This window comes from Sphingopyxis macrogoltabida (assembly GCF_001307295.1).
GTDB lineage: Bacteria > Pseudomonadota > Alphaproteobacteria > Sphingomonadales > Sphingomonadaceae > Sphingopyxis > Sphingopyxis macrogoltabida_B.
Window position 1 is genome coordinate 1,815,392 of the sequence record NZ_CP012700.1, and the last position, 23,180, is coordinate 1,838,571.

The window sequence follows — 23,180 nt, forward strand, 5'->3', positions numbered from 1 at the left end:
ACATCATATGGAAATTGAAACGAATGCAGGATTATCATAAGTAGAATTTATGATAAAGCGCACCCATATCCGCCAGTTCCTCGCTGTGGTCGACGCCGGCAGTTTCACGCAGGCCGCGCTGCGCATCCGGGTGACGCAGCCGGCGCTGTCGACGGGCATCGCCGAACTCGAAAAGCTGGTCGGCACGCCGCTGTTCATCCGCAACCGCCGCCAGATCCGGCTGACCGAGGCGGGCGGGCGCTTCCTGCCGATTGCGCGCGACCTCGAACGCGGGTTCCACGCCGCCGACCGCTTTGGCCGCAGTGCTGACAGCGACGCCACCGGGCTCAAGCTCGGCACGATCCGCTCGGCGCCGGGCGAGTTGCTGCAGGCGCTCGCCACCGTGCTCCGGCCGGGCTTTGCCATCGAGCTGGCCGAAAGCACCGAATCCGACCTGCGCTCGGCGGTCGGCAGCGGCCGCGTCAACATGGCGTTGCTCCCGCTTCGCCCCGACGAGCGCGGGGCGCATATCCTGCCGCTTTACGAAGAGCCGCTGACGATGTTCGTCGCGACCGACCACCCGCTCGCGGGCCGGGTCGAGGTCGCGCCCGAGGAACTGGCGGCCGAGACGATGATCGCGCGCCGGTCGTGCGAGTTCCTCGATGCGACGAGCCGCTTTTTTACCCGCCACGGCGTCCGTCCGCGCTTTGCGCTGCGCAGCGACAGCGACGACCGCTGCCTGCGCATGGTTGCCGCCGGGGTCGGTATCACCACCGCGCCGGTGTCGCTGGCGATCGAGGGCATCGTTCCGCTGAAAGTTGCGGGTTACGACTTCCGTCGCGAGCTGGGGTTGATCCTCGACCCGGCCTGGGCCGCGCTTCCCGAGGTCGCGCCGCGGCTGACGCACGGTCTTGAGACGATCGCGAGCATCGCCGCCGACTGGCGCGAAATGAAGGTTGAAGGGGCGGCGTGAGCGCGGCCCCACAAGTCTGGCTTGCAGCGTCAAAAGCCCATACAGCTTGCCCGCCGACATGAGCGGCGGCAAGGGCGGGACATGACCGATACGCTGACCCATTTGGACCGTCTTGAGGCGGAGAGCATTCACATTATGCGCGAGGTGCTGGCGGATGCGGCCAAGCCCGTGATGCTTTACAGTGTTGGCAAGGACAGTGCGGTGATGCTGCATCTGGCGCGCAAGGCCTTTTATCCTTCGCCGCCGCCGTTTCCGCTACTGCACGTCGACACGACGTGGAAGTTCCAGGCGATGTACGCGCTGCGCGACCGCATGGCGGCGGAGAGCGGCATGGAGCTCATTGTCTACCAGAACCCCGAGGCGAAGGCGCGGGGGATCAACCCGTTCGACCATGGCCCGCTGCACACCGACATGTGGAAGACCGAGGGGCTGAAGCAGGCGCTCGACCTCCATGGCTTCGACGTCGCTTTCGGCGGCGCGCGGCGCGACGAGGAAAAGAGCCGCGCGAAAGAACGCATCTTCTCCTTCCGCACCGCAAGCCACGGCTGGGATCCGAAGAAGCAGCGGCCCGAACTGTGGAACCTCTACAACGCCCGGAAGGCGAAGGGGGAGAGTATCCGGGTGTTCCCGATCTCGAACTGGACCGAGCTCGACATCTGGCAATATATCGCGCGCGAGAATATCCCGATCGTACCGCTCTACTTCGCCGCCCCGCGCCCGACGGTGGAGCGTGACGGCCTGTTGCTGATGGTCGACGACGATCGCTTCCCGCTGAAAGAAGGCGAGGTGCCGGTTCAGCGCTCGGTGCGCTTCCGCACGCTCGGCTGTTATCCGCTGACCGGCGCGGTCGAAAGCGAAGCGACGACGCTCAGCGAAGTCATCCAGGAAATGCTCCTCACCACCACCAGCGAGCGGCAGGGCCGCATCATCGACAAGGACGGCGGCGACGCCAGCATGGAGAAGAAGAAGCAGGAGGGGTACTTCTGATGCCGGCTCCCTCCGACACCCCCGTCTATGTCACCGACGCGCTGATCGCCGAGGATATCGACGCCTATCTCGAACAGCATCAGCAAAAGTCGCTGCTGCGCTTCATCACCTGCGGCTCGGTCGACGACGGCAAATCGACGCTGATCGGGCGCCTGCTCTATGACTCGAAGATGATCTTCGAGGACCAGCTGGCGGCCTTGGAGGCGGACTCGAAGCGCGTCGGCACGCAGGGGCAGGAGATCGACTTCGCGCTGCTCGTCGACGGCCTCGCCGCCGAGCGCGAGCAGGGGATCACGATCGACGTCGCCTATCGCTTTTTCACGACGGAAAAGCGCAAGTTCATCGTCGCCGACACCCCGGGGCACGAACAGTACACGCGCAACATGGTCACCGGCGCCTCGACCGCCGACCTCGCCGTCATCCTGATCGATGCGCGCAAGGGCGTGCTCACCCAGACGCGGCGCCACAGCTTCCTCGCGCATCTGATCGGCATCAAGCATATCGTGCTCGCGGTGAACAAGATGGACCTTGTCGATTACGACAAGACGGTGTTCGAGCGCATCCTGCTCAGCTACCGCGCCTTTGCGAGCGAGATCGGCATCACGAACTTCACCGCCATCCCGATCTCGGGGTTCAAGGGCGACAATATCACCGCGCTGTCGGACAACATGCCCTGGTACAAGGGCCCGGCGCTGATCGAGCATCTGGAAGGCGTCGAGGTCGGCAGCGCCGCCGACGAGGCGAAGCCCTTCCGCATGGCGGTGCAGTGGGTCAACCGGCCCAACCTCGACTTCCGCGGCTTCTCGGGCCAGCTTGCGAGCGGCAAGGTCAGGCCGGGCGACGCGGTGCGTATTCTGCCGAGCGGCAAGACGACGGCGGTTGCCCGCATTGTCACCCTCGATGGCGACCTCGACGAGGCCGTCGCGGGCCAGTCGGTGACGCTGACGCTGGCCGACGAGGTCGACTGCTCGCGCGGCGACGTCATCGCGGCGGCCGACAATCCGCCCGAGGCGGCCGACCAGTTCGAGGCGACTTTGGTGTGGATGGCCGACGAGGCGATGATCCCGGGGCGCGCCTATTGGCTGAAGCTGGCGACGCAGAGCGTGTCGGCGACGGTGCAGGCACCGAAGTACGAGATCAACGTCAACACGCTCGACCATCTCGCGGCGAAGACGCTCGACCTCAACGGCATCGGGGTTGTCGAGCTGTCGACCGACAAGCCGATCACCTTCGAGGCCTATGGCGACAATCGCACAAGCCCAAACAAGGTGTTGGGCGGGTTCATCCTGATCGACAAGCTGACCAATGCGACGGTCGCGGCGGGCATGCTGCACTTCAGCCTGCGCCGCGCGCAGAATGTCCACTGGCAGGCGACCGACATCGACCGCGACATGCGCGCGGGCCTCAAGAACCAGCGTCCCGCGCTACTATGGTTCACCGGCCTCTCGGGCTCGGGCAAGTCGACGATCGCCAACCTCGTCGAGAAGAAGCTGCACCGGATGAACCGGCACAGCTTCCTGCTCGACGGCGACAATGTCCGCCACGGGCTGAACCGCGATCTCGGCTTCACCGAGGCCGACCGGATCGAGAATATCCGCCGCGTCGGCGAGGTCGCGAAGCTGATGACCGACGCAGGGCTGATCGTCATCACCGCCTTCATCTCGCCGTTCAAGGCCGAGCGCGAGATGGTCCGCGCGATGCTGCCCGAGGGCGAGTTCATCGAAATCTTCGTCGACACCCCGCTCGCCGAAGCCGAACACCGCGACGTCAAGGGCCTCTACAAAAAGGCCCGCGCCGGACAGCTCAAGAACTTCACCGGCATCGACAGCCCCTATGAGGCACCCGAAAACCCCGAAATCCGCATCGATACAACCAACATGACACCCGATGAGGCCGCCGACATCATCGTCGACAGGCTGCTGGGATGAGCGCCGCGCTCGACGACGCCGCGCTGGCCGCGCATCTCGCCGAGACCGCGGGGCGCATCCTGCTCACCGTGCGGGAGTCCGGCCTCTTCGCCGGCAAGGCGCTCGGCAGGGCCGGCGATCAGGTCGCGAACCAGTTCCTGATCCATGCGCTCCGCGAACAGCGCCCCGATGATGGCATCCTGTCGGAGGAGAGCAAGGACACCCCTGATCGCCTTACCAAAAGCCGCGTCTGGATCGTCGACCCGCTCGATGGCACCCGTGAATATGGCGAGGGCCGCAGCGATTGGGCCGTCCATGTCGCACTCGCGATCGACGGCGAACCGGTCATCGGTGCGGTCGCCTTGCCCGGCCTCGATGTAACGCTGACGTCAGGGGCTCCCGTCGCGCTCCAGCCCGCTAATACGCCGCCGAAAATGCTGGTCAGCCGCACGCGCCCTGCTGCCGAAGCGCTGGCCGTTGCCGAAAGCTTCGGTGCCGAACTCGTGCCGATGGGCTCGGCGGGGGCCAAGGCGATGGCGGTGGTGCGCGGCGAGGCCGATATCTATCTCCACACCGGCGGCCAATATGAGTGGGACAATTGCGCGCCTGCCGCGGTGGCGGAGGCAGCGGGGCTTCACGTCAGCCGCGCCGATGGTTCGCCGCTCCGCTACAACAATATCGATACTTATCTGCCCGACCTGCTGATCTGCCGGAAGGAACTGGCCGACGATGTGTTGCGGCTGGCTGCGGACTATTCACCGAACTCCTGATCGTCATCCCGGCGAAGGCCGGGATCTCCCCGCCAAATTGTGACGCACCGTCGAGATCCCGGCCTTCGCCGGGATGACCGGCTATGGAGAGGTTGCCAGCCGTATCGGCACCGCCTAATCCGTTGCATCGAAAAACCGAACAACGGGAGATGCGCGATGACCGACCTGCCTGATACCAACCTTGTCATGCTGACGCTGGTGAAGCCCGAAGGGCATCTCGAAGTCTCGCTCGAGCGCCGGCCGATGCCGGAGCCCAAGCCGCACGAGGTGCTGGTGAAAGTGCTCGCGGCGCCGATCAACCCGTCCGACCTCGGCCTGCTGTTCGGTGGTGCCGACATGACGACGGCGCAGGCATCGACGCGCGACGGCCTTCCCGTGCTCACTGCCGACGTCCCGCCCGCGGGAATGCGCGCGATGCGCGGCCGCATCGGCGAGGCGATGGCGATCGGCAACGAAGGCTGCGGGCTGGTCGTGAAGGCCGGCGATTCGCCCGAGGCGCAGGCGCTGCTCGGCAAGACCGTCGCGTTGCTCGGCGGCGAAATGTATGCCGAATATCGCTGCCTGCCCGTGCAGATGGTGATGCCGCTGCCCGACGGCACCGACCCAGCCGACGGTGCCTCCTGCTTCGTCAATCCGCTCACTTCGCTGGCTTTCACCGAGACGATGCGGATGGAAAACCACAGCGCGATCGTCCACACGGCCGCGGCATCGAACCTCGGCCAGATGCTCGTCAAGATCTGCGCCAAGGACGGCATCCCGCTCGTCAACATTGTGCGCAGCGACGCACAGGTCGAAATTCTCAAAGCGATCGGCGCGAAATATATCGTCAACAGCAGCGCCGACGATTTCATGGAGCGGCTGATCGATGCGATCGTCGAAACCGGCGCTACGCTCGGTTTCGATGCGACCGGCGGCGGCAAGCTTGCCGGGCAGCTGCTGACCGCGATGGAAGCCGCGGCGGTCCAGCGGATGACGAGCTACAGCCGCTACGGCTCGGACACCTTCAAGCAGGTCTATATCTATGGCGCGCTCGACCTGTCACCGACGACCTTCTCGGCGCGCAGCTTCGGCCTGACCTGGGCGCTCGGCGGCTTCCTGCTGACCCCCTTCATGGCCAAGGCGGGCATGGAGGTCGTGGGCCGGATGCGGCAACGCGTCGTCGACGAGCTGACGACGACGTTCAAGAGCCACTACAGCCATGAAGTGTCACTGACCGGGGCGCTGGATGTCGACACGGCGCAGGCTTACAACGCGAAGCGAACGGGTGAGAAATATCTGATCAGGCCGCACGGCTGACGGATCAAAACCGCTGTCCTACATTGCCGCGGCGTGCTTCATGCTGATGAATGGAGCATGCCGTAAATTCCTGTAGTGGCAAAGAACGCGATTTCAGTGTGAAGTTGCGCAGTTTTCTGCCGTTTGGGAAATCGGCTTCGCTCTCGTTCCTCACTCTGCTCGACGCAATCTGGCATCTGGCGGGCAGCGTGACGGGGCCGGCGTTGCAATCGGGTTCGGGCCGACGAAGAATCTCGATTTTCAGTGTGAAGTTCGGCAGATTTCTGCCGTTCTTCGGATTATCGCTTCATGCACTGGCGCGCGTCGTCACGCTTATATTCGCTGCAATTCCACAGCGCCTTCTCGAAGCCCGCCTTGTCGTCGCGGAGATAGGAAAAGGTCATCGCGGCGCGCTGCATGTCGCTCATCGCGTCGCTGTCGGGTTTGAGCGTCGGGTTGGTCCAGCCCATGAACTTGCAATAGGGCTTGTCGCCGCAGAGCCGCAGCGCGGTGGTGACGAAGCTTTCGGGTGCGGCCTTGCGGTCGAGCGCGACATAGATGGTGTCGCGGCCTGCGGCTTCGCCCGCACCGGCGATCACCCTGGCCTCACCGAGTGCGGCATTGGCATCGACGCCCGCAAGCTCGGTCGGCGCAACTCCCAGCGCCAGCGCGTGGAGCGGCGAAAGCGCCGCCATCTTGGCGACCGGGCCGTCGCTTCCGGACACGGCACCGCGGAAAGCGCCGGGCGTTCCCCAATATCCGGGCCAGCGGAAGAACAGGTGGGTGTCGACGATCGCGATCTTTTCGAGACTGTCGCTCCAGTACGGGCGGACCCAGTCGGTGTGATAATGGGTGGCGAGCCCGACGGCGGGGTAGGTGAGGCCCGACATCATCATGTCGGCATTGACCTGCGCGCGCGTCCACGCCGCATCAGAATAGCGGCGGCTGAGTGCGCCATCGCATGTGAAGGTGAACTGGCAACCGGTGCTGCGTTCGGAACCCTGGAAGACGACGCCGCAAATCGACTTCGGAAAGGCGGGATGACGCGCGCGGTTGATGATGACCTGGCCGACCGCGAACTGGCCCTTGCTGCCGTCGCCCGCTTCGTAAAGCATCGCCGCCGCCAGACAGTCGCGGGCGCGGCTGCGCCCGTCGCCATCGCCCGCGTAGACGAAGGGGCGGGGTGTCGCGAAATCCTTGGTTATCAGGGGGATTTTTGCATTGGCTGCGCGCGCATCATCCTCGGTGACGGGTGCCAGCTCCATAGGCAGCACATCGGGGACGATATCGGCGGGCGGCGCGACGGGGTGCGGGCGCGTCGCCACACCGCCGCCGATCTGGCCGCTCAGATGCAATACGGCGACGATCGCCGCGACAGCCAGCAGCACGAACAGCCACCCCGACCGTTCGCGCCACAATGGCAACGTCACCGGATCGCCCTCGGGGCGCATGCAGGAGGATCAGATCTCGGGAAGGAAATCGGGAACCGACAGGTAACGCTCGCCGGTGTCATAGTTGAAACCGAGCACCCGGCTCCCTGCCGGCAGTTCGGCGAGCTTCTGCGCAATCGCGGCGAGCGTCGCGCCCGACGAAATGCCGACCAGCATGCCTTCTTCGGTCGCGGCGCGGCGTGCAAAATCCTTGGCGGCGGCCGCATCGACCTTGATCACGCCGTCGAGCAGGTCGGTGTGCAGGTTGCGCGGGATGAAGCCCGCACCGATACCCTGGATCGGGTGCGGCGCGGGCTGGCCGCCGGAGATGACCGGCGATGCTTCCGGCTCGACCGCAAACACTTTCAGGTTCGGCCAATGCTGCTTCAGGAACTGTGCCGTACCGGTGATATGGCCGCCGGTACCGACCCCGGTGATCAGCACGTCGATCGGCGTGTCCTTGAAATCCTCATAGATTTCGGGGCCGGTGGTGCGGACGTGGACGTCGATGTTGGCTTCATTCTCGAACTGCTGCGGCATCCATGCGCCGGGTGTCGTCTCGACCAGTTCGATCGCGCGTTCGATCGCGCCCTTCATGCCCTTTTCGCGCGGGGTCAGGTCGAACGTCGCGCCATAGGCGAGCATCAACCGCCGGCGTTCGAGCGACATGCTTTCGGGCATGACGAGGACGAGTTTATATCCCTTGACCGCCGCAGCCATCGCGAGACCGATGCCGGTATTCCCCGACGTCGGCTCGACGATGGTACCGCCGGGCTTCAGGCTGCCGTCCTTTTCGGCGGCCTCGATCATCGCCAGCCCGATGCGATCCTTGATCGACCCGCCGGGATTGCTGCGTTCCGACTTCACCCAGACTTCGGCGTCGGGGAACAGCTTTGCGACGCGAATATGCGGCGTATTCCCGATGGTATCGAGGATCGAATTGGCTTTCATGATCGGTGCGCTCTTTCTTTGAATTCGAACCGCGGGTCGCGGCGAACGCGGTTCGGCCAGTCTCCGGCACGAAGCCAGAGCGCCTCGTCCGCGAGCGCCGGTGCGGGCGCGGGTTGTAACGACGCCAGCAGATACTGTCCATAAGGCCAATCGCCGATGCCGGAGTCGGCGTTGATATGGCCGAACGGTCCTGCATTGACGAAACGCGCGTCCCACTGCCGCGACAGGCGCCAGACGTGCGATGTCTTGGCATAGGGGTCGTTGTCGCTCGCCACGACGATCATCGGCGTCTGCGACGTGAAGGAGGGGGAATCGGCAAAGCTGGTCGCACGGTTGTCGCGCCGGAGCTGCGACAGTTCGGGCGGCGCGACCAGCAGCGCGCCGGCGATGCGGGCCCGCGCAAAATCGCTCGCCTGCGCGAACCAGTGGGCGAAGGCGTGGCAGCCGAGGCTGTGCGCCGCGATCAGCACCGGTTCGCTTTCAGCCGACATCGCCGCGGCGATCCGTCCGACCCATTCGTCACGGTCGGGGTCGTTCCAGTTGCCGAGCTCGATTCGCTCGCAGGCGCCGAACTTCTGCTCCCACAGGCTTTGCCAATGGGTCGGGCCGCTGTTGTAGAGCCCCGGTATCGTCAGGATTTTATGGGCGATTGTCGAACTGTGCATGACATGTGCTCCATCCATGGGGAAGTGAGAGGGAGCCGCGGTGACGGGTGGCACCTGAATAACTCAACTAATTAAATTGACAATATCCTTTGGACGGAATGACGGACAATTGCGACAGACGGTTTTGCGGTCCGCAATCCTATTGCTTGAACTGCGGCTCGAACGTCCGCGCGCGCCGCAGTTCGGGGAACAGCCACGCCCATAATGCGGTCACGCCGACCGCGGCCGCGCCGCCAAGCGCGACGGCGCTCACCGGACCCAGCGCCGCCGCCATCGCGCCGGCGCGCATCTCGCCCAGTTCGTTGGAGGCCGATATGGCGAGCCCAGACGCGGCACTGACGCGCCCGCGCATATGGTCAGGCGTGTTGAGCTGGATCAGCGTGCCGCGCACGAAGACCGAGAACATGTCCGCCGCGCCCATGACGACGAGCAGACCGAGCGACAGAAAAAAGCTGGTCGACAGGCCGAAAGCGACCGTGACGGCACCGAACACGGCGACTGCCCACAGCATCTTGACCCCGACATTACGCTCGATCGGCCGCCAAGCGAGCCCGAGCGCGACGACCGCGGCGCCGACCGCAGGCGCGGCGCGGAGAAGCCCGAGTCCTTCGGAGCCGGTGTGCAAGATGTCGCGGGCATAGACCGGCAACATCGCGGTCGCGCCCGAGAGGATCACCGCGAACAGATCGAGCGTGATCGTGCCGAGCAAGAAGCGCTCGGTCCACACGAAGCGGAGGCCGTCGACCATCTCGCGCAGCGGATGACGGCGCACCTCGGCAGGCGGGGGCAGCACGGGCCGGACGCGGCTGAGCGTGAAAGCCGAGACGGCGAGCAGCACCACCGCGAAAATATAGACCGACGTCGGATGCGCCGCATAGATGAGGCCGCCGGCAGCGGGGCCGATCACCGACGCCGACTGCCAGGCGATGCTGCTCATCGCGATCGCGCGAGGCAGCACGGCTGGCGGCACGATATTCGGAGCGATCGCGCTCATCGCCGGCCCGGAGAAAACGCGTGCGACGCCGTGCAGCGCCGCGAGACCGAACAGCAATGGCAGCGACAGGCCATCGGTCCAGGTAAACCAGCCGAGCGTCGCGGCGATGAGAATATCGATAAGGTTGGAGAAAATCGCCACGGTGCGGCGCTCGAACCGGTCCGCCGCCCAGCCGGCGACCGGGGTCAGGATGGCGAGCGGCAGGAACTGGAACAGCCCGAGCAGCCCGAGCTGGAACGACGCCTCCTTGATCGACATGCCATAGTCGGTGCGGGCGGTGTCGTAGAGCTGGTAGCCGATGACCACGACCATCGCGATCGTCGCCATCACCGCGGTGAAGCGTGCGAACCAGTAATAGCGATAGTCGGGAAAGCTGAGCGGGGAAGGGGCTTTGGGATCGGCGCCCGGCATCACCGGTTCGTCAGCGGGTTCGGGTGGGAGCGTTGCCATCGCGTTCCGCCCTAAACCGCTTTTCGGGCCTGTCCAGACGGCTTGCACCTGCCGTTCGTCGATTAACGGATGTCATCGATGGCACCGGGTGGCAAAAAGCCGGGCATCGAGTTCAGGGAGTTCACCGGATGAAAAAGAGTTTTGCCCGCTTTGGCGGTGCCGCGATGGCCGCAAGCTTGCTGGTCCTTACCGCCTGCAATGCGTCGGACAACAAATCCGCATCGGCGCAGGGGAGCGCAGAAAACTGGACCGGGTTCCGCGACAATTTCCTTGCCGGCTATTTTCCGCTCAACCCGAATTTCGCCGTCTATCAGGGCAAGCACGAGTTCGACGGCCAGCTTCCCGACTGGTCGTCCGAGGGCATCGAAAAGCAGGCGGCGTTCCTCGAGAAGACGATTGCCGACGCAAAGGCGTTCGACGGCAAGATGACCGATGCCGAAGAGTTCGAACGCGATTATCTGGTCCATGTCGCGCAGGGACAGCTCTTCTTCCTCCGCGACACCGATTTCGTGCAGAAGAATCCGGCCTTTTACGTCGGCGCGCTCGATCCCAACGTCTATATCGCAAGGCCTTATGCCGATGCGACGACGCGAATGAAGGCCTTCATCGCCTATGCGCAGAAGGTTCCGGCGGCCGCCGAACAGATCAAGGCGAACCTGAAGCTGCCGCTGCCCGCGACCTTTGTCAAATATGGCACCGCGGGCTTCGGCGGTTTCGCCGATTATTACACCGGCGACGCCAAAAAGGCCTTTGCCGAGGTCAAAGATCCCGAGTTGCAGAAGCAGTTCGACGATGCTGCGGCCAAGGCCGCTGCGGCGATGAAGGATCTCGCCGCCTATGTCGGCTCGCAGCCCGGTACGGCCGACGGATATGCGCTCGGCGCCGACAAGTTCGCGAAGATGATCCTGACCAACGAAGGCGTCGATACGCCGCTCGACGAACTCGAGCGTATCGGCCAGGCCGATCTCAAGCGCAATCAGGATGCGCTGAAAGCAGCCTGCGCGACCTATGCGGCGGGGATGACGATCGCCGACTGCATGAAGAAAATGAATTCGGACAAGCCCGCCGACGGTCCGGTCGCGGAGGCCCGCCGTCAGCTCCCGGCGCTCCGCGCGTTCCTCGTCGAGAAGGATCTGGTGACGATCCCTGGCACCGAACAGGCGCAGGTCGAGGAATCGCCGCCGTACAACCGGCAGAACAGCGCCTATATCGACATTCCCGGGCCGTATGAGAAAGGCCTGCCGTCGGTCTATTATATCTCGCCGCCCGATCCGACGTGGGACAAGCAGACGCAGAACGACTTTGTGCCGGGCCGAAAGGATCTGATGTTCACCTCGGTGCACGAGGTATGGCCCGGCCACTTCCTCAACTTCCTCCATTCGAACCGCGCGACAAGCATCTTCGGCAAGCTGTTCGTCGGCTACGCCTTCGCCGAGGGCTGGGCGCATTATACCGAGGAGATGATGTGGGACGCCGGGCTCGGTGACGGCGACCCCGAAACGCATATCGGCCAGCTGTCTAACGCGTTGCTGCGCGATTGCCGCTATCTGTCGGCCATCGGGCTCCACACCAAGGGCATGACGGTCGCCGACTCCGAAAAGCTGTTCAAGGAACAATGCTATCAGGACGAAGGCAACGCCCGCCAGCAGGCGGCGCGCGGCACCTATGATCCGCTGTACCTCAATTACACGATGGGCAAGCTGATGATCCGCAAGCTCCGCGAGGACTGGACGAAGGGCGACAAGACGAAGTGGAAGGCATTCCACGACCAGTTCCTGTCGTACGGCGGGCCGCCGATCCCGATGGTGCGCGCCGCGATGATGAAGGAAGAGGCGCCGAAGGCGGTCTTCTGAGGCTGGCGAATCGGCGATCGCATGTCTAGCCTCCCGTAAAAGGGGGCTGGTCCATGGTCGACGTGTTCATTTCCTACTCGCGCGACAACAAGGCGCGCGTCGCCGATATCGCGGCGGCGGTTTCGGCGGCAGGCTATGACGTCTGGTGGGATGCCGAACTGCCGCCGCACCGGTCGTACGGCGATGTGATTACGGAAAAGATCGGCAGCGCAAAGGCGGCGATCGTCGTCTGGTCGCAGGCATCGGCGCAGTCCGAATGGGTGCGCGCCGAGGCCGATGTCGCACGCAACCAGAAGAAGCTGGTGCAGACGGCGATCGACGACGTGATGCCGCCGCTCCCCTTCAACCAGATCCAGTTCGCCGACCTCAGCGACTGGCGCGGCGAGGCCGATCACAGCGGCTGGCGCAAGGTGCTGATGAGTCTCGAGGATTTATGCGGCAGGGAAGCCGTGGCTGCACCGGTGCAGGTCCCGCGTCCGATGGCCCCGGTCGCCCCGCCGCGCGATGATGTGCCGTCGCCGCCCGCAGCGCCAAAATCCTCGTTCCTGCCATGGGCACTGCTCGGGCTCGCCGTCGTCGCCATTGCGCTGCTCGCCTGGAAACTGACGCAGCCCGCCGCCGTCGAACCTGCCGCATCGCAAGCGGCCGCGCCGGTCGAGGAGGAAAAGCCCGAGGTTCCCGCATCCGATGACGCGCCAGCGCCGGCCACCGCGCCGGGCGAAGCTTATACCTTGGCCGCGGTCATCGATGATCCCGACGGGTTCACCAACATTCGCGCGGCGCAGAACACCCAGTCGGCGATCGTCGGCAAGGTGCTCGAAGGCGAAAAATTCCTGACCTACAAACAACCGGGCCAATGGTGGCGCGTCCGCAAAGCGGACGGCACGATGGGCTATATGTTCCGCAAATATATCCGGCTGGTCGAGGGCGGGGCGGCACAGGGAACGCCCGCCGCGCCCGCCGGTCCAATGCCGACCGGGGTAGGCGGCAGCGGGGTGGTGATTCCCGATTCGTCCGAACGGCTGCTGACCCCCGCCGATATCGCCAATTTCGGGCTGCTCGAACTGCGTATCGCGCGGAACGAGATTTTCGCACGCCATGGTTTCCGGTTCAAGGATCCGCGGCTGGCGCGACATTTCGGCCAGTTCGACTGGTATCGTCCGACAAGCGACAATGTGCAGTTGTCGGCGACCGAAAAGGCGAACGTCAGCCTGCTGAAGTCGGCCGAAGCCGGCGCGCAATGACGGATAGCGGGGCGACGGCGAGCGCCTCCGCCGAGGCAGAGGTCGCGCACCGGCTGGGGCAGGGCGATGCGTTGAGCGCCTTCGACTGCGCCGCCGCCGCACGCCGCGCCGGCACCGACAGCCCGCGCCTCCGTTATCTGATGGTGCGCGCGCTGGCCGCGTCGGGCGATAGCCTCGGCGCGATGCACCTCTATGAACAGTTCGACCTCGCCGCGAGCGGCGACGTCGACAGTGTTTCGCTCGCAGGGCGCATCTGGAAGGATGCAGCGTTCGACCACCGCGGTTCCGAACGCACGGCCTATCTGCAAAAGGCCGCTGCCGCTTACGATCACGCCTTTCGCATGTCGGGCGCAGATTTTCCGGCGATCAATGCCGCGAGCCTGTACGCGATGCTTGGCGAACGCGAGCGGGCCGCGTCGCTCGCCGAACCGATCGCCGCCAATGGCCCGGCTGGCAATTATTGGGATCAGGCGACCTTTGTCGAGGCGTTGCTGTTGCTGGGACGCGGGGACGAGGCGTTGATCCACGCTCGCAGTGCGGATGAACAGGCCGGCACCCGGGCCGGCGATCGCGCTTCGACCTGCCGCCAGATTGACCGGCTCGCCAAGAGCCGCGCGATCGATCGCGATCATGCCGCCGCGATCATCGCCGTGCTGCGCCCGATGCCGGTCGGCGTCTATTGCGGCCGCATGTTCCGGGCCGGCGGGGCGGGGGAGGCCAATGCGCACGCCGCGATCGCCCGCGCGCTCGATACCCGGCCCGTGTCGGCGCTGATCGGCCCGCTCGCCTGCGGCGCCGACATATTGTTCGCCGAGGAAGCGCTGGCGCGCGGCATCGACCTGACCGTGGTGCTGCCTTTCGCCGAGGATGATTTCATCGCCCAGTCGGTGCTGTCGGGCGGCGACGAATGGCTCGCACGTTATGTCCGCTGCCGCGACGGCGCGGCGATGGTCCATTTCGCCAGCACCGCGCGCTATGTCAGCGACGATTGCCAGTTCATCCTCGGTTCGCACACTGCGATGGGGCTCGCCAAGCTCCGCGCCCGCGAACTCGAAACCGCGGCGATCCAGTTCGCCGTCGTCGATCCGGCGGTGGCGGCGCGGCCCGATGCGGTCATCGCGGGCACCAACGCCGATATCGCCCTGTGGCGCGACAATGGCGGGGTTACCGGGACGATTGCCGTCGGTGATCTCGACCGCAGACTGGAATTTCCCCCTGCGCCGAAACCGCCCGAGGGCACGCGGCGCGGCCTTTATGCGATCCTGTTCGCCGATTTCGCCGGCTTTTCGAAGCTCGGCGAGGGCGAGCTCCCCGTTTTCGCGCAGGAGGTCATGGGCGGCATCGGCCGCATCCTCGACGATTTCGGCGACGCCGTCTTGTTCCGCAACACCTGGGGCGATGCCGTCTATGCGATCATCGACGAGCCGGCGACCGCCGCGCGGATCGCGCTGGCGATGCAGGAACGGCTCGGCACGCTGCCGCCGGGCCTCGGCCTCGAAGGGCATCGCGCCGGGATGCGCACCGGCATTCACTTCGGGCCGATCTATCGCGGCGTCGATCCGGTGGTCGGCAACGAGCTGTGGTATGGAACCGAGGTAACCCGCACCGCGCGGATCGAGCCGGTAACGCTCGTCGGCGAGATTTATTGCACCCAACCGCTCGCGGCGATGCTGGCGCTCGGCAATGCGCGCGATTTCAACTGCGATTATGTCGGCAAAGTGAAGCTCGCCAAGGATTATGGCGAGTTGGCGCTCTATCGCCTGTCGCGCCGCTCAGCCTGACGGTGCCCGCAACCGGGCGATGAAAAAGCCGTCGAGGCCGCCGGCCGCCGTGAGCATGTCTGGGAGCGTTCGGACAAAACCGTTCGCATCAGGCGCGATTCCCGCGGGGAGTTCGTCGCCACCTGCCGGAACGACCGACCAATCGGGACGCCCGGCGAGAAAAGCCATAATCTGGTCCTCCCCTTCCGCGCGTTCGAGCGAGCAGGTCGCATAGACAAGCGTGCCGCCCGGCTTGGCCCACTTCGCCGCGCGCGCGAGCAGTTCGCTCTGAAGTCCGGCCATCTCGGCGATCTCGCGTGCTTCGATGCGGTGAAGCACGTCGGGGTGGCGGCGGAAGATACCCGTCGCCGAGCAGGGTGCGTCGAGCAGCACCGCATCGGCCGCCTCGCCCGGTTCCCATTTCCGGATATCGCCCTGCACGACCGCAGCTTCCAGCCCGGTGCGGTCGAGATTTTCCTCGAGCCGCGCCAGCCTTTTGGCGCTTGCGTCGACGGCAAGTACCGACCAGCCCGCAGCGGCGAGCTGCATCGTCTTGCCGCCGGGCGCGGCGCAGAGGTCGAGCACCGACCGCCCGTCGCCTGCGCCAAGCAGCCGCGCGGGGATACTGGCGGCGATATCCTGCACCCACCAGCCGCCCGCCTCGAAACCGGGCAGATCGGTCACCGCCTGCCCGCGTGGCAAGCGCAAATGGCGCGGGACAAGGCTGGTGGCGTCGGGCCACGCCGCCGCATCGGGTTCGGCGGCGAAACTGAGGTCGAGTGGCGGCGGCGCGCTCCACGCCGCTTCCGCCGCCGTCACCATCGCGTCGCCCCACGCCGCCGACCAGCGCTCGGCGGTCGCCGGGGGCAGCGTGGCGCGTTCGGGCAGCGCCCATTCTTCCTGTTGCGCGCGCGACAGGATCGCATGCACCAGCCGCCGCGGTCCACCATCGACGAGCGGGAGCGCGGTCGACACCACCGCATGTCCCGGACTTTTCAGCACCAAGAGCTGCGCCAGTGCGATCCGCAGCACGGCGCGCGACTTGACGTCGTCAGGCAGCGGCTGTGCCGTGGCGCTGTCGATCAGCGCGTCGATGTCGACCATCCAGCGCAGCGTTTCGGACACGATTGCGATCGCAAAGGCCCGGTCGGCGGGCGCAAGGCCCTGCGTCGCCGCGTGGGCGGCGATATCGAGCGGATCGCCGCGCCGCAGCACGGCGTCGATCAGACGCAGGGCGGCGCGGCGCGGCGCCGTGCCCGGCGGGTCGCCCTCGGACCCGCGGCGCCGGCGGGGAGGCCGCCGGTCAGCCATGACGGTTGGCGATCAAGATGCGCTGGCCTATATTGATATGGTGATGAGCAAGCATGATGAAGCTGAAACGATTGGCGGTACCCCGCGCGCGGCGAAGCGTCCCGCGCATGTAAAGCCGCCCGCCGGCTGGACGAACACGCCGGTTCCCGCTCCCGAACCGGCTCGCGCCGAACCCGACGCCGAGCAGCCGGGCGGACGCAACCCGGTGCGCTATGGCGACTGGGAGCTCAAGGGCCTTGCCATCGACTTCTGACGTTTCGGTTGATGTAAAAATCAAAAGGGATTCATCCGTCCCATCAATCGCGTGCGGTCGAAAAACTGATGCTTCAGCGCCGCAAGGATATGCAGCGTAACCAGCGCTAGCATCGTCAGCCCCAGCACCTCGTGCCGGTCGTGCAAGGTGTCGGCCAAGGCCTCGCTCGGCGCAGCGATCGACGGCACCGTGAACAAACCGAAGAAATCGACGGGCCGGTTGGCCGCCGACATCCACACCCATCCCGAAAGTGGCAGCAGGATCAGCAGCAGGTAGAAGAGCAGGTGGACGATCTTGCTCACCGGTCGCTGCCAGGCTGGCATCGCCGCCGGATAGGGTGGGGGTTTATGCCCCAGACGCCACAGGATCAGGACGATGGTCAGGAACAGCACCGCGATGCCGAGCGCCTTGTGGGTCGCCATTGCCGCGCGATGTGTCTCGCGCGGCATGTCCTCGGTCAGCATCGCGAGACCGATATTGGCGATAACCGCCAGCCCGATCACCCAGTGAAGCCATATGGCCACCTTCGTATAGCGCGGGTCGGCGGTGGTTCCCGCTGCCCCGGCGTCGGCGTTGGTGGCCATAAGCAGTCTCCTCAGGCGGCGGGAGCCTCCGTGACCAGCGGCATCTTGCCGCTCTTCACCTGCTCCGCAAAAATCTCGCGCATCAGTTGCAGCGAAAAGAGGTGCGCGAAAATCAGGCCGAGCATGCCGTTCTGCATCATCTTGCGCAAGACGTCGCCGCGCAGTTCGCGCAGCTTGTTTTCGTCGACCATCTGGAACCCGCGATAGACATAGGGCTTGTCGCTGCCTTCGGGCTGGATGCTGACTTCGCCGTCCATCAGCAGGTCGGCCTTCTTGAGCTCGTCAACGAAGGCACCGGTGCGCTGGCCCGATTCTTCGAAATTCTTGCAGAATTCGAGCACGGCGTTGACCGGTTCGGTCGGCTTGCCGTCGGCGAACAGCGCGTCGCCTTCGTCGAACTTGCCGACCGCGCCCGAAGTGGGGTCGAAGCACAGCGACAGTTCGTCGCTGTCGGGGCGCAGGCGGGCGAGCAGGAAGGGATAACGGCGGATATAGGCCGGCACATAGACCGGGTTGATCAGCTTGCCATCGGCATCGACAAAGGTGTTCATGCCTTCGTTGAGCCCCATCAGCGCGAGCGGAACCGGGTTTTCACCGGCCGAAAAGACGATCGGGTAAAAGCGGCTCGCGGCGATGAACTCGTCCGAGGTCAGCGGCACGGCATGCTGGTCGATCAGAAAGTCGGCCTTGTCGAGCGGGCGCGCGTGGAAGTCGGCGTGATCGACGCTCGAAAGCGGAACGAGGTCCTTGTAGAAAAGCGGCAGGTTGGCAGGGGCGGGCGCAGTGGCCATGATCGAACTCCGAGATGGGACCCCGTTGGCCGGGGTCGAAAGGGCAATGGCGCGCCATATTGGTACGCGCGGCGCGGCGCAAGGGGGCGATGATCCGGAGGGTGACCGCCGAGCGACGGATGGTCAGCCGATCAGCTTGCCCGGATTGAACAGGCCGGCAGGGTCGAGGCCCGCCTTTATGCCGCGCAGCGCCGCGATGCGCGCCGGACTGTCTAGTTCCGCCATGATGTCGCGCTTCATCTGGCCGATCCCGTGCTCCGCCGAGATCGAACCGCCGAGTTCGATCACATGCGAATAGACGAGCCGGCTTACCGCTTCTCCATGCGCGGCAAGCCATGCCCGGCCGTCGGCATCCACCGGCGGCTGGACATGGTGATGGACATTGCCGTCGCCCAGATGTCCGAAGGACAGCGCGCGGGCGCCGGGGAAGGCTGCGGCGAGGCGCAGCGGGTTTTCGGCGATGAATGCCGGCATAAGGTCGACGGGGACGCTAATATCGTGCTGAAGCGCCGGGCCTTCGGCGCGCTCGGCTTCCGATATGGAATCGCGCAGGCGCCAAAAATCCTCGCTTTCGCGATCATTTTTGGCAATCACGACATCCGCGATCAACCCTGCGTCGAGCGCAGCGGCGAGTTCGGCCTGCAATGCCGCGTCGAGCGCATCTTCGCTCTCGCCGGCGAGTTCGACCAAAGCGTGCCAGGGACTGGCCTTCGCAAGAGGGGCGCGCGTTTGGGGAATATGACGAAGGACGGCGTCGAGGCAGCTTTGCGGAATGATTTCGAAGCCTTCGAGTTCGCGGCCAATCGCAGCGTCGAGGCGGCGGAGCAACTGCAGCGCGGTGGCGGGCGATTCGAGGCCGATCCACGCCGTCCGGCGCGCCGCCACGGCGGGCACGAGGCGAAGGCACGCCGCCGTCACGATGCCCAACGTCCCCTCGGCGCCGCAGAGCAGGTGACGCAGGTCATAGCCGCGATTGTCCTTCTTCAATGGCGCGAGGCCATCGAAAATGCTGCCGTCGGGCAGCACGGCCTCGATCCCGGCGACCAGCGCCCGCATCGTACCGTGGCGAAGGACTTGCGTGCCGCCGGCATTGGTCGAAACGAGACCGCCGATCGTCGCCGACCCCTTGCCGCCAAGGGTCAGGGGAAAGCGCAATCCCTCCTGCAGGACCGCTTCGTGCAGATGTTCGAGGATCACGCCGGCTTCGGCGACGACAGTCTGCGCATCGCGGTCGATTGCGCGAATGGCATTCATTCGGCGCGTCGAAAGCAAGACCGTATTTCCCGAAGCGTCGGGCGTCGCGCCTCCGACCATGCCGCTGTTTCCGCCTTGGGGCACCAACGCAACGTCGTTCTCGGCACATAGGCGAACAACGGAAGCCACCTCATCGGTCGTCGCGGGAGACAGCATCGCGGCGGCGGCGCCATGATATTTGCCGCGCCAGTCGGTCAACCACGGCGTCATCGCATCGCCATCGGTGGTGAAACCCTTGGACCCGAGCAGGCCGGCAAACGCATCGAGGGCCTCAGGCGATGGCGCGCTAGTCATGATGCTTTGCTCCGGAATTTCGCGACGGTTGGAGGGGCAGGGGTCGACAGCAATTCATTTGATGTTCAATCATGCCTGTTAAAGGGGGCGTTGGACGAATAGGCTATTTTCGTCCAGCGAGCATCGATGCGGGAGCCATGGTGAGCAACATCTTCTGTCAGGGCGCCGAAAGGACGGCAACCGAATCGTGCTGACGTCCGCGACCCTGCTGATGCTCGCGGCGGCACCCGCCGACGCCGAAATGCCCGCCGCGCCGCCCGAACCGCTGGTGTCCCTTGCGGCGCCGGGGCTCGAACCGCCGACGGCTCCCTACTGGCAGGTCGTGATCGAGCAGCAGTTGATCATCCGCGTTCCGGCGCAACGCTCCTCGCTCAACAATTTTGCCGCGGGGCCGACGACGGCGCTGCGGTCGCGCGAACTGCCGCTGGTGTGGAAAGAAAAGAAGGCGCCGAAATGCGTCGCCATGCGCAACATCCTTGGCATGCAGGCGGTCCAGCGCGACAGTATCGATTTGATAACGCGGCAAAAACAAAGGCTTCGCGCCCAGCTCAACCGAGGCTGCCGGGCGCTCGATTTCTACGCCGGATTCTATATGCAGGGCAGCAAGGACGGCAGGCTCTGCGAGGGTCGCGACCAGATTCACGCTCGTACCGGGGCGAAGTGTGAGGTCGACAAGTTCCGTCTGATGGTTCCGGTTCCACGCGACGAGGATTGATGCCCGTGACGGACGCGACGATTAATCGTGTCCATAGGCTCGGCTTTCCTTGACTTTTCATCGCCCTTTCCCTTAGGGGCGGCGCAGCGTTGGCTGGCGTGGGACGCTGCGCTGTCACCTTTTCCGGACATGATGACCTTATGAAATTTGCCGACATCGGCCTTTCCGACGAACTTTTGCGCGCCATCGAGGAGTCGGGCTACGACGAACCGACGCCGATTCAGGCGGGGGTGATCCCGTCGGTCCTGATGATGCGGGATATTATCGGCATCGCCCAGACGGGCACCGGCAAGACCGCTTCGTTCGTCTTGCCGATGATCGACATCCTCGCTCACGGCCGCGCCCGCGCCCGGATGCCGCGCTCGCTGATCCTCGCGCCGACGCGTGAACTTGCAGCGCAAGTCGCGGAAAATTTTGAAAAATACGGCAAATATAACAAGCTGTCGATGGCGCTGCTGATCGGCGGCGTCCAGATGGGTGACCAGGTCAAAGCGCTCGAAAAAGGCGTCGACGTGCTGATCGCAACGCCGGGGCGCCTGATGGACCTGTTCGAGCGCGGCAAGATATTGCTCACCGGTTGCAACTTGCTCGTCATCGACGAGGCCGACCGGATGCTCGATATGGGCTTCATCCCCGATATCGAGAATATCTGCACGAAGCTGCCCGCGACTCGGCAAACGCTGCTGTTCTCGGCGACGATGCCGCCGCCGATCAAGAAACTGGCCGACAAGTTCCTGTCGAACCCGAAGACGATCGAGGTTGCCCGCCCGGCGAGCCGCAACGAAAATATCGAACAGTTCCTCGTCAAGACGTCGGAACGCAGCAAGCGCGACACGTTGCGCGGGCTGATCGAGGCCGAAGACATCGGTACCGCGATCATCTTCTGCAATCGCAAGACGACGGTCCGCGAACTTGCCAAGTCGCTGCAGCGCTACGGCTACAAGGCGGGTGAGATTCACGGCGACATGGATCAGTCGAGCCGGATCGCCGAGCTCGACCGTTTCAAGGCCGGCACGATCAATATCCTCGTCGCCTCCGATGTTGCGGCGCGCGGGCTCGATGTGAAGGGCGTCAGCCACGTCTTCAATTTCGATGCCCCCTGGCATCCCGACGACTATGTCCACCGCATCGGCCGCACCGGTCGCGCGGGCGCGAAGGGGCGGGCGTTTACGCTGGTCACGCCGTCGGACGACGAAGCGGTCGACAATATCCAGAAGCTCACCGGCTACCAGATTCCGGTCCACAGTCAGGCGTCACCCACGGCATCGGATGCCAAGGCGGCCGACGTCGGGGATCGGGAACCGCGACGAGAGGCCCGGTCCGGGCGCAGCCGCGGCGGATCGAAATCGACGACGGACGAGCCGCGTCCGGTAAAGGCCACCGAGGAAGCGCCGTCGAAGCCGAAGAAGTCCGGCGACAAGCGCAAGCCTCCGGCGTCCGACCGTCACGACGACCGGGACGGTCCCGACGATGGCTGGAACGGTCCGATGCCGAGCTTTCTTTCGGTTGGCTTCGGCACCGAGTGATGCCGACGCGGGTCAGAGCCTGACCAGCATCTTCCCGATATTGTCGCCGGAGAAGAGTCCGAGGAAAGCGTCGGGCGCCGCCTCGAGCCCGTCGTGCACCGTCTCGCGCATCGTCACCGCGCCGCTTGCGATCAACGCCCCCATGTCGGCGTAGAACTCTTCCATGCAATCGATGAACTGGTCGGTGTAGATAAAGCCTTCCATCCGGATGCGCGCCGGGATCGCGCGGATCAGATACTTCATCTCCTGCGCCTTGCCGTCGTTATAGACGTCGATCATCCCGCAAATGGCAAAGCGTGCGAAATCGCTCGCGGTAGCGAAAGCAGCGTCGAGATGCTCGCCCCCGACATTGTCGAAATAGACATCGACGCCGCTCTTGCCCAATTTCTGCAGAGCCGCTGCCAGCGCCGGAAGGACGGGCCCAGCCTTGTAATCGATCACCGCATCGGCACCCAGCGCACTGACCCACTTACACTTTTCGGCGCCGCCCGCCGAGCCGATCACCGTCATCTCGCGCACCTTGGCGATCTGTACTACGGCGGAACCGACGGCGCCCGCGGCTGCGGAGACGAAAACGACGTCGCCGGGCTTCGCGGCCGCGATCCTCAGCAGCCCGATCCACGCCGTGCCGCCGGTCAGGCCCATATTGTGGAGAAAGGTCTGCGGCGTCATCCCAGCGGCGAGCGCCGCTGCGGGCAATTTATTGGGCCTCACGTCGAGTCCGATCACGCCGCCATCGCGCCAGCCGCCCATATGGAGGACGAGGTCGCCGGGCGCGAAACCGTCGAGCCGGCTTTCGATCACTTCGCCGATCGCGCCGCCGGTCATCGGCTGGTCGATCTTGAAACTGGCGGCATAGCTTTTCGCGTCGTTCATGCGGCCGCGCATGTAGGGATCGACCGAAAGCCAGAGGTTGCGAACCCGCAATTGATCGGCTTCCAGCGGCGCGTCGGGCAGATCGCGTAACGCGAAGTCCGCCATCGTCGGTAGTCCGGTCGGACGGCTGATGAGGTGCCACGCCTTGGCCATATTACCCCCGCTTTCCCGTTTTTATTAGGCGACACGGCCCAATGATCAGAAAAGCCGTTGCCACTGTCCGGCTGGCCCGTTAAGACGCCGCCGGTCGCGGGGCCGTAGCTCAGATGGGAGAGCGCTGCAATCGCACTGCAGAGGTCAGGGGTTCGATTCCCCTCGGCTCCACCACGACCCTTTCT

Annotated in this window: 20 protein-coding genes and 1 tRNA gene; 12 read left to right on the forward strand and 9 right to left on the reverse strand. The window is 65.0% G+C overall.

Annotated elements, in window-relative coordinates; translation table 11 throughout:
* Window positions 1-49: 49 nt before the first annotated feature.
* The 5 genes from AN936_RS08540 to AN936_RS08560 all read left to right on the forward strand — a co-directional run bounded on the left by AN936_RS08540 (window position 50) and on the right by AN936_RS08560 (window position 5,912).
* Window positions 50-952: a LysR family transcriptional regulator gene (locus AN936_RS08540; protein ID WP_054587792.1), complete on the forward strand. Its 903-nt coding sequence runs from the start codon at window positions 50-52 to the stop codon at window positions 950-952.
* A gap of 39 nt (window positions 953-991) precedes the next feature.
* On the forward strand, window positions 992-1,939 hold the full coding sequence (gene cysD, locus AN936_RS08545) for a sulfate adenylyltransferase subunit CysD (RefSeq protein ID WP_257719804.1): 948 nt from the start codon (window positions 992-994) through the stop codon (window positions 1,937-1,939).
* Window positions 1,939-3,867 carry a sulfate adenylyltransferase subunit CysN gene (gene cysN / locus AN936_RS08550; RefSeq protein ID WP_054587794.1) on the forward strand — a complete coding sequence of 643 codons (1,929 nt, stop codon included), beginning with the start codon at window positions 1,939-1,941 and terminating at the stop codon, window positions 3,865-3,867. The genes cysD and cysN overlap by 1 nt, the downstream gene beginning before the upstream one ends.
* On the forward strand, window positions 3,864-4,616 hold the full coding sequence (locus AN936_RS08555; protein WP_054587795.1) for a 3'(2'),5'-bisphosphate nucleotidase CysQ: 753 nt from the start codon (window positions 3,864-3,866) through the stop codon (window positions 4,614-4,616). Before cysN ends, AN936_RS08555 begins: the two co-directional genes overlap by 4 nt.
* A gap of 156 nt (window positions 4,617-4,772) precedes the next feature.
* Entirely contained in the window at window positions 4,773-5,912 is a 1,140-nt protein-coding gene (locus AN936_RS08560; protein WP_054587796.1) for a zinc-binding dehydrogenase, read from the forward strand.
* A gap of 278 nt (window positions 5,913-6,190) precedes the next feature.
* Here the strand turns inward: AN936_RS08560 and AN936_RS08565 are convergent, their stop codons facing one another.
* From AN936_RS08565 to AN936_RS08580, 4 genes are all read right to left on the reverse strand, one after another.
* A complete protein-coding gene (locus AN936_RS08565; protein WP_054587797.1) occupies window positions 6,191-7,342 on the reverse strand; it encodes a cell wall hydrolase in 1,152 nt (383 codons plus the stop codon).
* 9 nt (window positions 7,343-7,351) lie between these two features.
* Complete coding sequence (gene cysK / locus AN936_RS08570; protein WP_054587798.1) at window positions 7,352-8,272, reverse strand: cysteine synthase A; 921 nt, start codon at window positions 8,270-8,272, stop codon at window positions 7,352-7,354.
* A complete protein-coding gene (locus tag AN936_RS08575) occupies window positions 8,269-8,937 on the reverse strand; it encodes an RBBP9/YdeN family alpha/beta hydrolase (RefSeq protein ID WP_054587799.1) in 669 nt (222 codons plus the stop codon). The genes cysK and AN936_RS08575 overlap by 4 nt, the downstream gene beginning before the upstream one ends.
* A gap of 139 nt (window positions 8,938-9,076) precedes the next feature.
* On the reverse strand, window positions 9,077-10,381 hold the full coding sequence (locus tag AN936_RS08580) for an MFS transporter (RefSeq protein ID WP_084758250.1): 1,305 nt from the start codon (window positions 10,379-10,381) through the stop codon (window positions 9,077-9,079).
* 128 nt (window positions 10,382-10,509) lie between these two features.
* Here AN936_RS08580 and AN936_RS08585 point away from each other — a divergent pair, with 128 nt between their 5' ends.
* The 3 genes from AN936_RS08585 to AN936_RS08595 are packed head-to-tail and all read left to right on the forward strand — an operon-like array spanning window position 10,510 to window position 15,259.
* A complete protein-coding gene (locus tag AN936_RS08585) occupies window positions 10,510-12,234 on the forward strand; it encodes a DUF885 domain-containing protein (RefSeq protein WP_054587800.1) in 1,725 nt (574 codons plus the stop codon).
* Between the two features lie 53 nt (window positions 12,235-12,287).
* Window positions 12,288-13,478 (forward strand): TIR domain-containing protein, encoded by a 1,191-nt coding sequence (locus AN936_RS08590; RefSeq protein WP_054587801.1) that lies wholly within the window; start codon window positions 12,288-12,290, stop codon window positions 13,476-13,478.
* On the forward strand, window positions 13,475-15,259 hold the full coding sequence (locus tag AN936_RS08595; RefSeq protein ID WP_054587802.1) for a TRAFs-binding domain-containing protein: 1,785 nt from the start codon (window positions 13,475-13,477) through the stop codon (window positions 15,257-15,259). Before AN936_RS08590 ends, AN936_RS08595 begins: the two co-directional genes overlap by 4 nt.
* Here AN936_RS08595 and AN936_RS08600 read toward each other — a convergent pair.
* Window positions 15,251-16,549, reverse strand: coding sequence for an RsmB/NOP family class I SAM-dependent RNA methyltransferase (locus AN936_RS08600; RefSeq protein ID WP_054587803.1), 1,299 nt, complete (start codon window positions 16,547-16,549; stop codon window positions 15,251-15,253). The two genes, AN936_RS08595 and AN936_RS08600, sit on opposite strands and share 9 nt — an antisense overlap.
* Before the next feature lie 43 nt (window positions 16,550-16,592).
* Between AN936_RS08600 and AN936_RS08605 the strand changes: the two genes are divergently transcribed.
* The gene (locus tag AN936_RS08605) at window positions 16,593-16,802 is read left to right on the forward strand and encodes a DUF1674 domain-containing protein (RefSeq protein WP_054590168.1); all 210 of its coding nucleotides are present in this window, start codon (window positions 16,593-16,595) and stop codon (window positions 16,800-16,802) included.
* Window positions 16,803-16,822: 20 nt separating this feature from the next.
* Here the strand turns inward: AN936_RS08605 and AN936_RS08610 are convergent, their stop codons facing one another.
* From AN936_RS08610 to AN936_RS08620, 3 genes are all read right to left on the reverse strand, one after another.
* Window positions 16,823-17,386, reverse strand: coding sequence for a cytochrome b (locus AN936_RS08610; protein WP_054587804.1), 564 nt, complete (start codon window positions 17,384-17,386; stop codon window positions 16,823-16,825).
* An 11-nt stretch (window positions 17,387-17,397) separates the two neighbouring features.
* A complete protein-coding gene (locus AN936_RS08615) occupies window positions 17,398-18,177 on the reverse strand; it encodes a SapC family protein (protein ID WP_054587805.1) in 780 nt (259 codons plus the stop codon).
* A 123-nt stretch (window positions 18,178-18,300) separates the two neighbouring features.
* The gene (locus tag AN936_RS08620; RefSeq protein WP_054587806.1) at window positions 18,301-19,725 is read right to left on the reverse strand and encodes an FAD-binding oxidoreductase; all 1,425 of its coding nucleotides are present in this window, start codon (window positions 19,723-19,725) and stop codon (window positions 18,301-18,303) included.
* 187 nt (window positions 19,726-19,912) lie between these two features.
* On the opposite strand from AN936_RS08620, the gene AN936_RS08625 reads away from it, so the two are divergent.
* Both AN936_RS08625 and AN936_RS08630 read left to right on the forward strand, forming a co-directional pair.
* Window positions 19,913-20,440 carry a hypothetical protein gene (locus AN936_RS08625; protein WP_054587807.1) on the forward strand — a complete coding sequence of 176 codons (528 nt, stop codon included), beginning with the start codon at window positions 19,913-19,915 and terminating at the stop codon, window positions 20,438-20,440.
* Between the two features lie 140 nt (window positions 20,441-20,580).
* A complete protein-coding gene (locus tag AN936_RS08630) occupies window positions 20,581-21,966 on the forward strand; it encodes a DEAD/DEAH box helicase (RefSeq protein WP_054587808.1) in 1,386 nt (461 codons plus the stop codon).
* Window positions 21,967-21,978: 12 nt separating this feature from the next.
* On the opposite strand, the gene AN936_RS08635 is transcribed toward AN936_RS08630, so the two are convergent.
* Complete coding sequence (locus AN936_RS08635; RefSeq protein ID WP_054587809.1) at window positions 21,979-22,995, reverse strand: NADP-dependent oxidoreductase; 1,017 nt, start codon at window positions 22,993-22,995, stop codon at window positions 21,979-21,981.
* A 98-nt stretch (window positions 22,996-23,093) separates the two neighbouring features.
* Here AN936_RS08635 and AN936_RS08640 point away from each other — a divergent pair.
* Window positions 23,094-23,169, forward strand: a tRNA-Ala gene (locus AN936_RS08640).
* Window positions 23,170-23,180 lie beyond the last annotated feature (11 nt).

Coding starts and splice junctions, on each gene's coding strand:
- AN936_RS08540 (WP_054587792.1), top strand. CDS start 50: ATGATAAAGCGCACCCATATCCGCCAGTTCCTCGCTGTGGTCGACGCC.
- cysN (WP_054587794.1), top strand. CDS start 1,939: ATGCCGGCTCCCTCCGACACCCCCGTCTATGTCACCGACGCGCTGATC.
- AN936_RS08555 (WP_054587795.1), top strand. CDS start 3,864: ATGAGCGCCGCGCTCGACGACGCCGCGCTGGCCGCGCATCTCGCCGAG.
- AN936_RS08560 (WP_054587796.1), top strand. CDS start 4,773: ATGACCGACCTGCCTGATACCAACCTTGTCATGCTGACGCTGGTGAAG.
- AN936_RS08565 (WP_054587797.1), bottom strand. CDS start 7,342: ATGCGCCCCGAGGGCGATCCGGTGACGTTGCCATTGTGGCGCGAACGG.
- cysK (WP_054587798.1), bottom strand. CDS start 8,272: ATGAAAGCCAATTCGATCCTCGATACCATCGGGAATACGCCGCATATT.
- AN936_RS08575 (WP_054587799.1), bottom strand. CDS start 8,937: ATGCACAGTTCGACAATCGCCCATAAAATCCTGACGATACCGGGGCTC.
- AN936_RS08580 (WP_084758250.1), bottom strand. CDS start 10,381: ATGGCAACGCTCCCACCCGAACCCGCTGACGAACCGGTGATGCCGGGC.
- AN936_RS08585 (WP_054587800.1), top strand. CDS start 10,510: ATGAAAAAGAGTTTTGCCCGCTTTGGCGGTGCCGCGATGGCCGCAAGC.
- AN936_RS08590 (WP_054587801.1), top strand. CDS start 12,288: ATGGTCGACGTGTTCATTTCCTACTCGCGCGACAACAAGGCGCGCGTC.
- AN936_RS08595 (WP_054587802.1), top strand. CDS start 13,475: ATGACGGATAGCGGGGCGACGGCGAGCGCCTCCGCCGAGGCAGAGGTC.
- AN936_RS08600 (WP_054587803.1), bottom strand. CDS start 16,549: ATGGCTGACCGGCGGCCTCCCCGCCGGCGCCGCGGGTCCGAGGGCGAC.
- AN936_RS08605 (WP_054590168.1), top strand. CDS start 16,593: ATGAGCAAGCATGATGAAGCTGAAACGATTGGCGGTACCCCGCGCGCG.
- AN936_RS08610 (WP_054587804.1), bottom strand. CDS start 17,386: ATGGCCACCAACGCCGACGCCGGGGCAGCGGGAACCACCGCCGACCCG.
- AN936_RS08615 (WP_054587805.1), bottom strand. CDS start 18,177: ATGGCCACTGCGCCCGCCCCTGCCAACCTGCCGCTTTTCTACAAGGAC.
- AN936_RS08620 (WP_054587806.1), bottom strand. CDS start 19,725: ATGACTAGCGCGCCATCGCCTGAGGCCCTCGATGCGTTTGCCGGCCTG.
- AN936_RS08630 (WP_054587808.1), top strand. CDS start 20,581: ATGAAATTTGCCGACATCGGCCTTTCCGACGAACTTTTGCGCGCCATC.
- AN936_RS08635 (WP_054587809.1), bottom strand. CDS start 22,995: ATGGCCAAGGCGTGGCACCTCATCAGCCGTCCGACCGGACTACCGACG.